Annotated in this window: 11 protein-coding genes and 1 rRNA gene; 6 read left to right on the top strand and 6 right to left on the bottom strand. The window is 32.2% G+C overall.

Annotated features, from left to right (window positions below):
* The 4 genes from rrf to BLT46_RS08985 all read left to right on the top strand — a co-directional run.
* Positions 1-88, top strand: a 5S ribosomal RNA gene (gene rrf, locus BLT46_RS09000); the annotation flags it as partial.
* A gap of 159 nt (positions 89-247) precedes the next feature.
* Positions 248-3,478, top strand: coding sequence for an AsmA family protein (locus tag BLT46_RS08995; RefSeq protein ID WP_090409414.1), 3,231 nt, complete (start codon positions 248-250; stop codon positions 3,476-3,478).
* 83 nt (positions 3,479-3,561) lie between these two features.
* On the top strand, positions 3,562-4,152 hold the full coding sequence (gene def, locus BLT46_RS08990; protein WP_090409413.1) for a peptide deformylase: 591 nt from the start codon (positions 3,562-3,564) through the stop codon (positions 4,150-4,152).
* Between the two features lie 45 nt (positions 4,153-4,197).
* A complete protein-coding gene (locus tag BLT46_RS08985; protein WP_245722969.1) occupies positions 4,198-4,992 on the top strand; it encodes a tetratricopeptide repeat protein in 795 nt (264 codons plus the stop codon).
* 92 nt (positions 4,993-5,084) lie between these two features.
* Here the strand turns inward: BLT46_RS08985 and BLT46_RS08980 are convergent, their stop codons facing one another.
* Positions 5,085-6,359, bottom strand: coding sequence for an MFS transporter (locus BLT46_RS08980; protein WP_090409410.1), 1,275 nt, complete (start codon positions 6,357-6,359; stop codon positions 5,085-5,087).
* Between the two features lie 382 nt (positions 6,360-6,741).
* On the opposite strand from BLT46_RS08980, the gene BLT46_RS08975 reads away from it, so the two are divergent.
* Positions 6,742-8,211, top strand: a complete 1,470-nt coding sequence (locus tag BLT46_RS08975; RefSeq protein WP_090409408.1) for an SLC13 family permease — start codon at positions 6,742-6,744, stop codon at positions 8,209-8,211.
* Between the two features lie 55 nt (positions 8,212-8,266).
* Here the strand turns inward: BLT46_RS08975 and BLT46_RS08970 are convergent, their stop codons facing one another.
* From BLT46_RS08970 to BLT46_RS08950, 5 genes are all read right to left on the bottom strand, one after another.
* Positions 8,267-9,013 carry a glycerophosphodiester phosphodiesterase gene (locus BLT46_RS08970; RefSeq protein ID WP_090409405.1) on the bottom strand — a complete coding sequence of 249 codons (747 nt, stop codon included), beginning with the start codon at positions 9,011-9,013 and terminating at the stop codon, positions 8,267-8,269.
* A 164-nt stretch (positions 9,014-9,177) separates the two neighbouring features.
* The gene (gene rimO, locus BLT46_RS08965; RefSeq protein WP_090409403.1) at positions 9,178-10,491 is read right to left on the bottom strand and encodes a 30S ribosomal protein S12 methylthiotransferase RimO; all 1,314 of its coding nucleotides are present in this window, start codon (positions 10,489-10,491) and stop codon (positions 9,178-9,180) included.
* 560 nt (positions 10,492-11,051) lie between these two features.
* Positions 11,052-11,909 carry a hypothetical protein gene (locus BLT46_RS08960; protein ID WP_090409401.1) on the bottom strand — a complete coding sequence of 286 codons (858 nt, stop codon included), beginning with the start codon at positions 11,907-11,909 and terminating at the stop codon, positions 11,052-11,054.
* Between the two features lie 109 nt (positions 11,910-12,018).
* Positions 12,019-13,557 (bottom strand): OmpP1/FadL family transporter, encoded by a 1,539-nt coding sequence (locus BLT46_RS08955; protein ID WP_090409399.1) that lies wholly within the window; start codon positions 13,555-13,557, stop codon positions 12,019-12,021.
* Positions 13,558-13,587: 30 nt separating this feature from the next.
* Complete coding sequence (locus BLT46_RS08950) at positions 13,588-14,610, bottom strand: hypothetical protein (protein WP_090409396.1); 1,023 nt, start codon at positions 14,608-14,610, stop codon at positions 13,588-13,590.
* Between the two features lie 102 nt (positions 14,611-14,712).
* Here BLT46_RS08950 and proS point away from each other — a divergent pair, with 102 nt between their 5' ends.
* A complete protein-coding gene (gene proS, locus BLT46_RS08945; RefSeq protein WP_090409394.1) occupies positions 14,713-16,188 on the top strand; it encodes a proline--tRNA ligase in 1,476 nt (491 codons plus the stop codon).
* The last annotated feature ends 27 nt before the right edge of the window (positions 16,189-16,215 follow it).

Here is a 16,215-nt window from a genome sequence, read left to right as displayed (position 1 = left end):
CTCACCTCTTCCCATTTCGAACAGAGAAGTTAAGCCCGCTAGCGCAGATGGTACTGCTAAGCAGTGGGAGAGTATGACGCCGCCTTTCTTTTGAATCCCCAATCTCTATGAGGTTGGGGATTTTTTTTGCTCTAAACTGAAGTGTAAATAGTATTTAGTTATATAGTAGTTATAAGTATTATTTATAGTAGTGTAAAGGAGAAGAGAGAAGCATTATTTTTGTACAGTTTGAAAAATATATTTTTATATGAAAAGTGTTTATAAGCGTATTTTAAAAATTTCTGCTATTAGTTTAGCAGTAGTATTCGCTTGTGTATTATTACTAATGTATTTAATACCTAAGATTTATAATGACGAAATTCGTAAGGAGGTAGGTGTAGTATTAAGTGATAATATTAAGGGTGATGTTTATTTTGAACAAATAGAGTTGTCTTTTTATAAAAAATTTCCATATTTAACAGCGAGTATTAATTCCCCTGTGATAGGAGGAGTGAGTATAGATTCTCTTTTTACGGAGAAATTATTTGAAGCAGAATCAATTAGTTTGGGAGTGAATTTTTTAAGTCTTTTTAGAGGTAAGTTGAGCTTTGATAAGATTTATGTAGATGATCCAACTATATTTATATATGTTAATGAAGAAGGATTAGCTAATTACGATATTTTTAAAGTAACTGATGATAAAGATACAAGTGACGACCCTATTGAATTAAAAATTGATCAAATAGAAATTAAGAGTGCTAATATTATATACAATGATTTAGCTAGTAAAGTAAGTTTTGTAGCTCAAGATTTTGACTATACAGGAACAGGAAATATGAGCGACGATATATTTGATATAAAAAGTATTGCTCGTATAAAATCTTTTGACTTTAATTTTGATGGAGTTCATTATGTAAAAGAAAAACCTATTCTTGCGAAATTAGAAACTAAAGTAGATACAAAATCTTTAACTTTTGAATTTAAGAAAAACAATATTCGTATAAAGGAATTACCAGTCGATTTTATTGGAAGTTTTGGTTTTATAGAAAATGGTTATGATATGCTTTTTGATATTAAAACAGAAAAAGCAAGTCTTGAACAGTTGTTTTCTATTGTGCCTCCAGAGTACCAACGATGGTTAGATAATACGAAATTTGGTGGAGATGTAGAAGGTAGGTTTAAGCTTATAGGAAAGTATATAGTAAGAGATTCTTTAGCTCCAAATATAGATTTTGCATTAAAAGTTAAAAATGGTTTGATTCAACATGGTACAATTGATAAACCATTAGAATCATTTAATTTAGATTTTGAGTATCACTTGCCTAAGTTGGATATCCAAAAAAGTCAAGTGGCTATGAATGAGTTATCTTTTGCTATTGATGGAAAACAAAGTGCTATTTCTTTTCATAGTAAAGGATTAGAAACTTTAGAAATGAAGGGGAACATTAATAGTAATGTTGATCTTAGCCTGTTTAGTAAAGCTATCGGTTTATCTGGATTTGAAATGAAAGGTGATTTGAATCTTATAGGTGATTTTGAAGGAGTCTATTCTAAAGGAATAAAAGTAACCAGAACTTTGCGTAAGGTATCGCGTGATACTATTATTACAAGTATTCCAAGCTTTAATTTACAAGGTAGTTTACATAATGGATATTTTAAATTAGCACGATTGCCAAAAGCTATTGAAAATGTAGATTTAGATTTTGAGAGTAGTTGTTTGAATTCTGATTATAAAAATATGACTGTAAATCTTTCTAATATTAGTTTGAAAGCAATGGATAACTATTTCACAGGAAGGGTTTATTTGAAGAACTTGTCAAATTACAATGTGGATGCTGACGTGAAAGGTAATATTGATTTAGTGACTTTGCGTGAGTTTTTGCCAATTACAGATATTGATGTAGAAGGTGTATTGAAAATTGATAGTTCTATAAAAGGAATTTATGAACCGAATAGAAAGCGTTTTCCTATTATAGATAGTAATATTAAGTTAGAAAATGGTTTCGTAAGATTAGCAAATTTGCCCGAGTTGCCAATTGAAGATATACAAGTTAGTACGCATTTAAAGAGTAAACGTGGATCTTTAAGTGATTTATCAATAAAGCTATTACCAATTAATTTTAAACTTGCAGGAGAGCCATTTCACTTATCAGCCAGTTTACACAACTTAGATGATTTGAATTATAATATTAAATCTAAAGGTGTTCTTAATATTGGTAATATTTATAAAGTATTTAAAATTGCAGGATTAGATGTAAGAGGAAAAGTATTGACTGATTTGACTTTAATTGGTTCTCAAAGTGATGCTTTAAAAGGTAATTTTGAAAAACTTAAAAATAGTGGTCAGTTTACAGTTCGTAATATTAGTATAAGCTCAGAGATGTTTCCAAAGCCTTTGGTAATTACTAAAGGAATTTTCAAGTTCTTTCAAGAAAAAATGCAGTTTGAAAAGTTTGAAGCTAAATATGGTAGTTCAAAGTTTAGCATGAATGGCTATTTGACTAATGTTATTAATTATGTTGTAAAAGGAGATACATTAAAAGGTGTGTTTGATTTAGAATCACCTTATATGAATGTAGATGAGTTTATGATGTTTAGCAGTAATAAAGTAAACCAAGTTAGTACTCCTTCTACAGGAACGGGAGTAGTTCAAGTACCAAATAATATAATTATCGCGTTTAACGCTAATGCAAAAAAGGTAAAGTATTCAGAGTATAATCTTGAAGAGCTTTTGGGTAAACTAATAGTTAACAATGGAGCTATTACTTTAGAGGATACTAAGTTTAATTTGATAGGTACAAAAGTATCGATGAATGGTAACTATAAACCTACTGGATATAGAAGTGCTTTGTTTGATTACCAAATAAGTGCTTCTGAGTTTGATATTCAACGTGCTTATCATGAAATTACTCTTTTTAGAGAAATGGTTAGTATGGCTAAGGATGCTTATGGAAATGTTTCTTTGGACTATAAGTTGAAAGGGGTGTTAGATAAGAATATGTTTCCTGTAATGAAATCTTTAGAGGGAGCGGGCGTATTGTCTATTGAAGATATCAGTTTTAAAGGATTTAAGCTTTTAGGGGCAATTGCTAATAAAACAGATGCTAAATCATTAGAGAATGGTACTCTTTCAAAAGTCGATATCAAGTCAAGTGTAAAAGACAATGTAATGACTATTGAAAGAACTAAAATGAAAATGGCTGGTTTTAGACCAAGATTTGAAGGACAGGTTAGTTTAGATGGTGATTTGAATATTGGTTTTCGCTTAGGTTTACCCCCTATGGGACTAATAGGTATTCCGATGAGGATTACTGGTAATGCTGAAGATTTTGATATTAAATTAGGCCGTTATAAGGCAAGTGAGGTATTAGGGCAAGAAAGTGATGAAGATGAGGAAGAAGAGGGATATGAGATTAAATCAGTAAATGATCCTCTACCTGAAATACCTGAGGATCAAAATGAAAATAAAACGGTAGAAATACCACAAAATGCTGCATAAATTAAAGCTCGAATTTTTATTCGAGCTTTTTTTATATCCATGCGTGATATATTTCCTAATTTTGTTTTCTCAAAAAATAGGCTATGCAAAATAGAACAAAACTTAGTGAATCAGAATTACAGATTATAAACTGTGGAATAATTGAAGAACCAATGCGTGTACTTCAGACAACAGAGGAGTCGGACTTAAAGCTTCTACGAGTGAATTGTAAGGAACTTATTCCAGAAGATGAAAATTTGAAACTACTAATTTCGCGAATGTATCAAACGGTACGTGATGAGAATAAACCAGGTGTTGGTATCGCAGCTCCTCAAGTTGGAATTGCAAGACGCTTATTTATAGCACAACGAATGGATAAAAAAGACAACCCTTTTGAATTTTTTATTAACCCTGAGATTGTTTGGTTTTCGAATATAAAAAGAAGAGGAGAAGAAGGATGTTTGTCAATTCCTGATGCTTATGGAGATGTATATAGAAGTTTAACTATTCAAATAACATATTACGATATGAGTGGTACTCATTTTCAAGAGGTAGTAGAAGGTTTTACAGCTGTGATAATGCAACATGAAATGGATCATTTGAATGGAGTGTTATTCACTGATCGCATGGAAGAGCAAGCTGAAATAGAGTATTATAATGCTTCTCCAACAGGAGAAATTGTTTATCCTCGTTAAATGCTAAGTTTGAATAAGTGGAATAGGCATATATTCGTTTTTTTAGTGATACTTACAAGTTACCAGCTATTTGCTCAAAAAGTAAAAAAAGAATATAACTTTTCATTAGTTAAACTTGAATGTCCAACAGATAATAATAAACTAATTGATTATTACAAGTCTGGATTTGAAGCACTAAATTATCCACGTCTTGCGAATACAGCTGGTAAGATATTTTTTAATATTATACAAGAAGACAAAAGTTTATGTGATGCTTATTTTTATGCAGGGATATCTTTAACGAAACAAGATAAGCATCAAGCTGCGTTGAATTATTATTACTATGCGGATAGTCTTGCTACCAATAGTAACGCTGATTTTAAACAAGCATTAGCTGAAGCAGCAGTAAGAGTTGGTAATGTTGGGTTAGCTCGTAAGAAATATGAAGAGCTAATTAAAGATTTTCCTAATGATCCAGATGCTTATTATGGAATGGGATTAACTGCTACGAGTATTGGTGATGTCAAAAATGGGTTGAACAATCTTTTAATTGCAGAGGAAAAGTATTTGTTGGAAGGTACTTGGGATACCATAAGAAAAAGTGAGGTTTTTTTAATGCGTGGAATTCTTTTTACTATGGACAAGCAGTATCAAGAGGCAATTAATGCATTTGATCATTGTAGTGAAGTGTTTAATGATCTTGATGATTTTAATGCGAACTATGCATTAGCAAGTTATAAGCTATATCAGGAGTCACAAGATGAAAAGTGGAAAGAAGTAAGTAAGACTGCATTTGAACGTATAAAAGCTAAAGACAAACTTCGTAAAAGCTATTTAGAGATGTTTGATTACACAGATTAAAAATAGGATGATAAAAAAAGCCTGCTGATCTTTTTAAGATTAGCAGGCTTTTTTATAGTATAATTATTAAAGCAGTTTGCTTTAAGCTTAACTTATTCTATTGTTTTTTTAACTGCACTACCAGTTTCTTTTAAAGTGAAAACTAATAAAGTTGCAATAGCAATACTTCCTACCCAGAATAATACAATATTGTTTTGAGCAGATTGATATAAATCTATATTTTTCAAGCTTTCACCAAAAAGGTAAATAAAGATAGGACCAATTAGGGTACTTACACCAAATGTAATAAAGTTCATTGCACCAGTAGCACTTCCCTTCACATTGTCAGGATTAGCTTCTTTAATAACTGAGTAAGTAATCATAGTTCCCCCTGAGAAGAATCCGAAGACAAACATTAGTACACTTGGATTTAGTAGGTTTGGAGCGAAGATTAATTGTAATAAACATATCATCATTGCTATACAAGATACAAGAAGAACGGGTTTTCTACGACCTAATTTATCTGTTACAACACCTAAAATCGGACTACCAAATACCCATCCTAAAGCTGCCATTGAACTTACAACTACAGCTTGTTCATACTTAATTCCTGCTAAGTTGAAATATTTAACTCCCCATATCATTACAAAAATTGTTGTTGGAGCAAATAATAGTCCTGAAATCAAACCACAAATCCACGATTGTGCATTTCCAAAAACTATTTTGAAAGGAGCAAAAATACTTACTCTTGGTTTTCTTTCTGCTTTAGCAATTGCTCTTCTTTCTTTTATTCTTGTAGGTAACGGAACAACAAACCAAAGAATGATTGCAGTTACTAACAAGATGATTGAAATTACTATCCAAAAGTTAGAATAAATTTCAGCTGAATAATCATAATTTTTAAAAAGAGATCCCATTGAATGTATTCCTACATATCCACCGAACATACCAATACATTGAGTAATACCAATTGCTGTTGCTAAATGTTTTGCAGGGAATGCTTTTGTTGCTAAATAAACACAACCAGGAAATGCAAAAGCACAACCAATTCCTTGTAAAAGGCGTCCTATGTTTCCAGCTACAAAGCTTGAAGTTAAGAAAAGAGCAGAACCTAAAACCAATAAAACTACTCCAGTCGTAATTGAATATTTAGCTCCAAGTTTGTCTAAAGCTACCCCAGCTACAAGAGCAAAAAGAGCATAAGTATAATAAAATCTACCAGTCATTAAACCAATAGCTGTTTGGTCAGTTTGAAAATTGTTCTCTAAAAGAACAGTCATTACTGAAGGTACTGATCGTACAACATAACTACAGAAGTAGAATATTAGACAAAAGAACCAGGCGACTAAAAAAGCTTTTACTTTGTTGTCTAATTTTGAATCTTGCATATGCTAATTTTTTAATTAAAATTTAAAATGTGTTTATGCAAAGTTACGTTTAATATGAGAAAATACATTTGTTATTTTATTATAATTCCTTGACTTTACTTGTGATTTGGGTACTTTTTAATTAAAATTAAATAGAATATTTTTGCTTTTTTCATTTAGAAGTTCAAAGTATATTATTGAAAGAAGTAAAGTAATCTCGTTATATTCTTTTTTATTTGCTATCAATGTTTGCTGAGTATTAAAATTGTATGTAATTAAAAGGTTGATTATAAATGAACTAAAGGGGTGTTGTAAATAGCATTCCTTTATTTGTGGTGAATGTCGTATTTTTGGTGGCTTTATGACTTTATATGTTGTAATTTTAACAGTTAAATATTAGAATATGGAATTTGATTATTTTGATAAGATTCGAAAGATTAGAACGGGAATTCGCTTTTATAGTGAGTTGTTAATCGAGGCTTCTTGGAATATGTGGAATATCAAAACGAGAGTAGGAATTTTCTTTTTTTCGTTAGTTGCAGCATTTGCAGGTACTTATTTTTTAGCACCCGAAGCCTTTTCTGAAGCTCAAAGTTATACGCTGTTTATCTTAATTTTCTCTATTTTATTATGGGCTACTGAAGCTATTCCTCCTTTTGCAGTAGGGATAATGATTATTGGGTTCTTAGTCTATACAATGGGGAATATGGAAGGAGCTACCTTATCTCCTCAAGAGATTTCCGCCACCTGGTCTGACAGTGTTATTTGGATATTCTTAGGAGGTTTTTTCTTGAGTGAAGGAATGCGAAAAACCAACCTCGACTTATCATTATTTAAAAAGACACTTTCAATATTTGGTTCAAATCCTAATACCTTAGTTTTAGGTATTATCATTGTAACTTCAGTTCTATCTCTTATTATATCAAATACAGCTACTGCCGCAATGGTATTAGCATCAGTGATGCCATTGATTGATAGAGAAGGGAAAGACTCAATGATGTCTAAAGCTATTTTAATCAGTATTCCAGCTGCAGCTACATTTGCAGGGATGATGAGTATGGTATCTACACCACCTAACTTAATTGTAGTAAACGTATTGAAATCAAAAGGATATTCTGTTAGTTTTATGCAATGGTTCTTTTTAGGTTTTGTACCGGCAACTATCTTGTTAGTTGGTTTCTGGTTAGCAGTGGTAAAGAAATATACTTCTAAAGTAAAAGGATTAGACGTATCATTTGCCAATAAGGCATTAGATCTAACTAATAGTATGCGTTTACAACGACTTACAGTAATTGTTATATTAATTATTACAGTAGGAATGTGGATGTTTGGAAGTACATTACATATCCCAACTGCCGGTGCGGCAATGGTTCCTATTATGTTTTTACCGATGATGGGAATTATTACAGCTGAAGACGTTAGAAAATTACCTTGGGATACGCTGATGTTAGTAGCGGGTGGTTTAGCCTTAGGTATGGCAATTAAAGAGTTATTGGCACCATATTACTCCCAGTTCTTAGCAGATATGGAGTTTAATATGATTGCTATGATGATTATTTTTGCTATTGTTACTGTGTTATTTTCAAATATTATGAGTAGTACAGCTACAGCAACTATTGTAATTAACGTAGCTGCAATTGTGCTACCACCAGAGCAATTATTACCGGTAGGTTTGGTTGTGGGGCTTTGTGCTTCTTGTGGTTTATTCTTGCCTGTTTCTACACCTCCCAATGCCATTGTATTTGGTACAGGATTATTAAAACAAAAAGACTTTAGACTTGGAGGAATTTTTGGAGCTGTAATCGGTACTACGATTATTATTTTATGGGTATTGTTATTACAACATTTTACAACATTCTTTGATTATTTGTAATCAATTTTTTAAGATATAACAAAGGCGTAATAATTACTATTACGCCTTTGTGCTTTTATATACGTTCAGGATAATTAGTTATTATTCCATCTACTTTTAGTTCTTTCATTCTGTTTATATCCTCTTGATCGTTTACGGTCCATGGATATATTTTTAAATTAGCTTCTCGTATTTTAGAGGCATTTAAGACATTCAATTTTTTGTGGTAAGGATTTATAGCCACAGCATTTATTTGTTTCGCAAAAGCTATAGCATCAGCTGGTTCATCCTCTGTTAATACTGCAATGTCAATTGTATTATTAAGGCTTCGCATTTTTTCTAACTCATTCCACTTAAAACTTGAGATTATAAAGTCGGTATTAGTCCACCCTTTGTTTATAAATAATTGAATAAGTTGGTGTGTATCTTCTGCTGTATTATTGCCTTTTAGTTCAATGTTTAAAACAGCTTTGCGATTAATAACTTCGATTATTTTTTCTAAAGTAGGAATTTGATAAACTCCATTTACTTTTACTGTTTGTAATTCATTGTAGGTATAGTCTTCAATGTTTCCTGTAGCGTTTGTAAGTCTATTAAGTTTGTCATCGTGAAAAACCATTAATTCGCCACTTTTAATTTTGAAGACATCAATTTCAATTACATCACAATTTAAGTCTATTGCTTTTTGAATAGATTCAACTGTGTTTTCAGTAACATGTCCCATTGCACCACGATGTCCTATTCTTAATATGTTATGCTCTTGAGCAAAAGAGGTACTACTCATAGTAAGGAAGATTAGTAAGAGTTTGTTAATTGTTTTCATCTTGTTTAATGATTGGTTTAAACAAAGATGATTGTTTTGTTTTATTCAGAGATTATCTCAATGTTATGTTTGTGTAAAGTAATACAATAAAAATAGAATAGGAGGAAAGTTGGAAAAATTTGGACACAAAAAAAGCTGTTCTACTTCGAACAGCTTTTAGTAAATTATTTTGTTGGAGTACCGTAAAGGTCAAACTCCGTTGCTTCATCAATTGTAATATTTGCAAATTCACCAATTTTTAAATAGTGTTTTGTTGCATCAATTAATACCTCATTATCAACATCAGGACTATCAAATTCAGTACGACCTACAAAGTGATTACCTTCTTTTCTGTCGATAATACAACGGTATGTATTACCAATTTTCTCTTGATTTAATTCCCAAGAAATTTGAGCTTGAATTTCCATAATTTCGTTTGCTCTTTCTTGTTTTACTTCTTCCGGAACATCATCTTCAAGTAAATAAGCGTGTGTGTTTTCCTCGTGAGAATAAGCGAAACAACCTAAACGTTCAAAACGCATTTCCTGAACCCAGTCTTTTAAGATTTGGAAATCTTCTTCTGTTTCTCCAGGATATCCTACAATTAATGTAGTTCTGATAGCCATTCCAGGAACTGCTTCTCTAAATTCGTTTAATAACTTAGTAGTTTTTGCCTGTGTAGTACCACGGCGCATTGACTTCAAGATATTATCAGAAATATGCTGTAAAGGAATATCTATGTAATTACAGATTTTAGGCTCACGTTTCATCAATTCCAATACATCCATAGGGAATCCTGTAGGGAATGCATAGTGAAGACGAATCCACTCAATACCTTCAATTTTAGCTAAGTTTTCTAATAGTTCAGCTAAGTTTCTCTTTTTATATAAATCTAATCCGTAGTAAGTAAGATCTTGTGCAATTAATATAAGTTCTTTTACACCATCTTTTGCAAGTCCTTCAGCTTCTTTTACTAATTTTTCAATTGGTTGAGAAACGTGTTTTCCTCGCATAATTGGAATAGCACAAAAACTACAAGGACGATCACATCCTTCAGCAATTTTTAAGTATGCGTAGTTTTTAGGAGTAGTAGTCATACGTTCTCCTAATAATTCGTGTTTATAGTCAGCTCCTAAAGCTTTTAATAATAAAGGTAAATCAGTTGTACCGAAGTATTGATCTACGTTTGGAATTTCTGCTTCTAAGTCTGGTTTATAACGTTCAGATAAACATCCAGTCACGAAAATTTTATCAACAATACCTTGTTCTTTTTTATCTACGTATTCTAAAATAGTGTTTACAGATTCAGCTTTTGCATTATTGATAAATCCACAGGTATTAATTACTACAATATTTGCTTCATCATTAGCTGCTTCATGCGTTACTTCTTTACCACTTGCTTTTAGTTGTCCCATCAACACTTCACTATCGTAAACGTTTTTTGAACAACCTAAAGTTACTACGTTGATTTTATTTGTTTTTAAAGTTTTGGTTCTCATTGATTTAAAAAATTGGACTGCAAAAGTACATTTTTTTTCTATAGAAAGCATCAGCTTTAGTATAATTATAATATTGTGTGTAGTAAATTATATTCATTCCTGTTAATTCTTAAATGATTGATATTGTTTGATTTATTTTGTTTTAGATACACATAATATGAATTTAGGATAATCTTTTAGGTTGAGGAATAAAAAGAAAGAGGAGACATTATTTATGAAACTTATATTGCTAATGAGAGTTCCTCGATTTACTGAATAGCAGTGTTAGTGATTGTTTATTATAGTTTTAGAGGTATCTTGTTCGAGACATGTACCACTCAAGTACCACAGAAGTTCGGAAAAAAGCTTTTTTTTCGAACATGTCTGGGAGAAATGTGGTGTATGTGTGGTATATGTCTTGGATAAACTGAAAACAAATATGAATTTGAGCCTAAGTAAGTCATAGAGTTATTGGCTTTCTGCTTTAAAAGTTTACCAAGAAAGAAATTAGGATAATTAAAAAAAAGAGTCCGTTTTCAATTGAAAACGGACTCTCGTTATATTGAACTCTTAAAAGAGTATTATAATCTAAAGATACCACCAAAGGCAATAACAGTTTCTCCAAACCAGAAATCGTGCATTGCTTTATCAGCTTTATCAGCAGTAGTACGTACATCATACATATTGATGAAACCACCTTTTAATTCTGCTTGAATAAAGAAGTGTTTGAAGAAAGTTACGTTTAAACCAGCTTTAGCAGAAACTCCTAAACCAGCAACGTGGAATTCATCATATCTTTCTTTTCCTAACAATTTTGTGTTTGTTTTTGGATAAACAAGACCAAAACCAACACCTTCAGTTAAGTTTATTTGTACTTTATCTGTATTCCAAACACCGAATAATTTAGAAATATCATCAACTCTGTTTACTTCAAAGTTAAGGTAGTTTAAACCATCTGTATGTTCAAAAGTTAAAAAGTCATCAGTAAGTAATACTTGGTCTGGATTTCCAGTAACAGCTTCACCATATAGATTATCTCCTTGTCCAGGGTAATAACCTTTAATATTTACTGTTTTGTTTTGATCCATTACATATTTCATATGGTCAACACCTAAAGAGATATTGTATTTATCACTAATAAAATAACCAACTCTTAAGTTTGTTTGTGGAATAGTCATACGACCTGGGTTGATATAATCAACATGCCATCCTTTTGGTTTGTCACTTGCCTGTACATTTTCCAATGTAAAGTCGTAATCAGCACCTCTAAAACGGATATCTGAGTTTGTATAATATCCACGGTTACCTCCCCAGTAAATATAAAATTTACCTTTGTTTGAATCAGTATAGCGCAATGGCGTTGTAACAGCATCTTGTGCAAAACCAGAAGCAGTTGCAAATAAGCAAAGAGCTACAAATAGTTTGAAAATATTCTTCATTTCTTCTAATCTTTTTATTTACTAAAAACGAACTGCAAAGGTACAATAAAAAAAATCTCTTTAATAGTTTAACCATTAAAGAGATTTAGTATAAAAAGTTCTAAAAATATTAGAAACTTATATTGTATGTTAAGTTGACAAAATTATCACGTGTTTTAATATTTGCAGCTGAATATAAGTTGTTTACAGTCATATCAACTAAGCTGGTTTGAAACGATTGAGCAGTTCTTGTGTAAGAAAGGTCTAATCTTGAGTTTCCAAATGAATAACCAATACCTGTTGAAAAACTATTCAAATCACCATAAGCTTTAAAATCCTTTTTATAAGGACTTTGTTCAAATCTATAACCACCTCTGATGCTAAAGTCTTTAATTCTATATTCACCTCCAATACGTATATGGCTTGTACCTTGTGTTGTATTTGCAATAGAATTGTTTAAAGTTTTGTAAGCATTATTTCCTTTTGGACGGAATTCGTTGTTGCTATAATCTTTATAAGTATAGTCAACACTAATAAGTCCTTTTTCACCAAAAATGTAAGCTAAACTCCCTGTGTATTTAGAAGGAGTTCTCAAACGGTAACGATCATATAAGTTTACTACTTGTGGATAGATATATTCAGATTCTTCTTTTCCTACAGCTATAGTTTCTAATCCTTGTGCTAATTCGTCTTTTAAAGAATACCAAGTTGGAGATTCATAAGATATACCTGCTCTAAGTTCATCAGTAACTTGAGCAATTGCTCCTAAGTTGAAAGAGAACCCAGTACCATAAGTATAAGTACTATTGTAAAAATTCATAATATCAATAGTTCCATCTTCTCCAGGTGTTTGTGCTCTTTCAATAGCGCGTGATGTTTGTGTATAATCAACTACATGAATATTTAAGTTTCCTCCCACATAAAATCGATCACCTAATTGAGCTGCAAAAGTACCAGCAAATTTACTTGAAAAACCAGAAGTAGTAAATACTCTGGCTTGATGATAAGCACTGTTAGTAGCGTAATTTGCTGAGTAAACACCATCTTGTTTATCGGATAAGATTACACCCGTTTCGTGTGCTAAGAAAGTTTGTTGCCCATCATAACCAGCCATATTACCAGCTTGTATATAAGCATCTGTACCATCATTTGTTTTAGGATCTGCAACATCATAAGGAATATGATTGTTATTAGCAATGTTAAAAAAATAATCACCTAAACTATTGCCATTGCTCAATCCTCTAAACAAATAGTCGTTTCTTAAATTTTTTGTGCTCTCATAATTAAGCCCAATAGTAAACTTTTTCATAACAGCATCTTTGTCATAGCTGTTAAATACAAATAAAGCTCCCATTTGGCCAACATCAAGTCCGTTGTAGTTTTTAGATTCTTTGTTGCCAAAGTAATCTGATTTATTGTTTTTAGCAACGTATGATACTGTGAAAGCAGCAGTATTATAATTGAAAATAGCTCCCCCTGCAGGGTTTATACTCAATGCAGATAAATCTCCTCCTACGGCTCCAAAAGCACCACTCATTCCTCTAAAACGAGCTGTACCATTTAGGTCGGTTTGGTTAAATTTCATTACATCACCAGGAGATGCTTCTTGCGCATAAGTAGCTCCGGTTAACAATATAGCAGAAAGTAAGCTATAAAAATATTTATTCATAATAGTTGTGTTTTATGGTCTTTGGCTTAATTAACGGCGATAACTGCTGCGAGATGATCCACTTGAGCTACTTCTTGACGATGAAGAAGGAGCAGAGTAACTACTTCTTGATGATGATGTAGAGTAGCTGCTTCTGCTATTACTGCTTCTTGTATTTATATTGTTAGAAGAATTGTTATTGTTATATCTCGAATTATCATATGAAGAAGAACTATTTCTATAAGATGATCTTGAATTAGAACTTCTTGTGTTGTTGTAATAAGTATTTGTACTGTTAGACGAATTTACATTTGTAGGACGTCCTGTACTTTGATAGCTCGATCTTGAATAAGAAGATCTTGTGTTTCCATAATTACCGCGATTACTTGAAGAGTTGCCTCTGTTGTAATAAGAATTACTTGATCTGGTATTATTTATACTGTTGTAAGAAGAACGATTACCACTATAGCTTGATCGATCACCATAAGGACGAGTAGTTCTTACATAGTAATTGTTGTAATAAGGCGAGTAGTAGTAGCCACCTCCGTAATAAGGATAGCCGTAATAACCACCCCAAGGACGATTGTAGTATCCATTACCCCATCCCCATCCGAAGCCTAAACTAATACCACTGCCCCAATAATAAGGGCTATAAAATGGGGCATAATATCCACCCCAATAGCTGTTGTAATAACCATTATATCCGTAGTAAGGATACCCATAGTAACCTCTGTTATAAACATTCACTTGGATACTTGATGGTTCACTACCCCAAGATCCGTAAGAAACAGCTTTAGTTGGTTTATGTTTAACTACGCTATCATTGATAGGCGAAGTATATTGATTAATATCTGTGAAATATTCTAAATCATTGTTTAATGATTGAAAATAATTTTCATAGTAGTTGTCATTTTGATTACTGCTATTTTGTTGTGGGCTATTCCCTTGAGAATAAACACCATCATCATAATATGAGGTGTTGTAATAAGAACCACAAGAAACCGCTAATCCTCCGATAAACAGAAACGCACAGAATCTGCTTATTAACTTAGAAGTTTTCGTAATTGTTTTCATTTCATTGTTTTTTTAATTGTCGGTCAAAACAAATTTAGTTAGTTTTGTGGAATTATTATAGTTAATTAAGAGTTAAACACTAATTAGTGCCAAATTTAAAAGATGAGCAAGAATATTACTAAAAGAGAAGAGGATTATTCAAAGTGGTACAATGAACTTGTAGTGAAGGCTGATTTAGCTGAAAACTCAGGTGTACGCGGGTGTATGGTAATCAAACCGTATGGTTATGCTATATGGGAAAAGATGCAAGCAGAAATGGATAAGAGGTTCAAGGAAACTGGACATCAAAACGCTTATTTCCCCTTGTTCATCCCCAAATCTTATTTTAGTAAAGAGGCAAGTCACGTAGATGGTTTCGCAAAAGAGTGTGCGGTAGTAACGCATTATCGTTTGAAAACAAGTGAAGATGGGAAAACAATTGAGGTTGACCCGGATGCAAAACTTGAAGAAGAATTAATCGTACGTCCAACTTCTGAAACGATTATTTGGGATACATATAGAAAATGGATTGAATCTTATAGAGATTTACCTATTTTAGTTAATCAATGGGCAAACGTTGTTCGTTGGGAAATGAGAACGAGATTGTTCTTGAGAACTGCTGAGTTTTTATGGCAAGAAGGGCATACAGCTCACGCAACAAAAGATGAAGCAATTGCAGAGGCGGAACAAATGCTTGAAGTGTATGCAGATTTTGCAGAGAACTTTATGGCTATCCCTGTTGTAAAAGGATTTAAAACCGAGACAGAGCGTTTTGCTGGTGCAAATGAAACTTATTGTATTGAAGCTTTAATGCAAGATGGAAAAGCATTACAAGCGGGTACATCTCACTTTTTAGGTCAGAACTTTGCAAAAGCATTTGATGTTAAGTTTACAAGCCAAGAAGGTAAGCAAGAATATGTATGGGCTACATCATGGGGTACATCAACTCGTTTAATGGGAGCGTTGATTATGACACACTCTGATGATAATGGTTTAGTATTGCCTCCAAACTTAGCACCTATACAAGTGGTAATTGTTCCAATTCACAAAACGGATGAGCAATTAGAAACTATTCGTGCTGAGGTTAAGAAAATCACAGATAGTTTTAAAAAATTAAATATTTCATTCAAATTTGATGATCGTACGACTTTCAAACCAGGATGGAAATTTAATGAGTATGAGTTGAAAGGAGTGCCTGTACGTGTTGCAGTGGGGCCAAAAGATCTTGAAAACGGAACTTTTGAAGTTGCACGTCGTGATACATTGACAAAAGAGGTTGTTTCTAAAGATGGAATTGTGGAGTATATCCAAGATTTGTTAGAAGAGATTCAATCAAGCCTATTCAATAAGGCATTAAAATATAGAGATGAACACATCACAGAAGTAAATTCTTTTGAAGAGTTTAAAGATGTGTTAGAAAATAAAGCAGGATTTATTTCAGCTCACTGGGATGGTACTGCGGAGACAGAAGAGAAGATAAAAGACCTTACTAAAGCTACAATTCGTTGTATTCCAATTGATAGAAAAGAGGAAGAGGGTGTTTGTGTACTAACAGGCCAACCATCTAAGGGTAGAGTTCTTTTTGCAAAAGCATATTAATTTTTAATTTTTTTTGTTTTTCTCTTG

It is taken from the genome of Myroides phaeus, assembly GCF_900099675.1.
In the GTDB taxonomy this organism is placed as follows: Bacteria; Bacteroidota; Bacteroidia; order Flavobacteriales; family Flavobacteriaceae; genus Flavobacterium; species Flavobacterium phaeum.
Note: the sequence above shows the minus strand (reverse complement) of the source record. Positions and strands in the feature narration are given on the sequence as shown.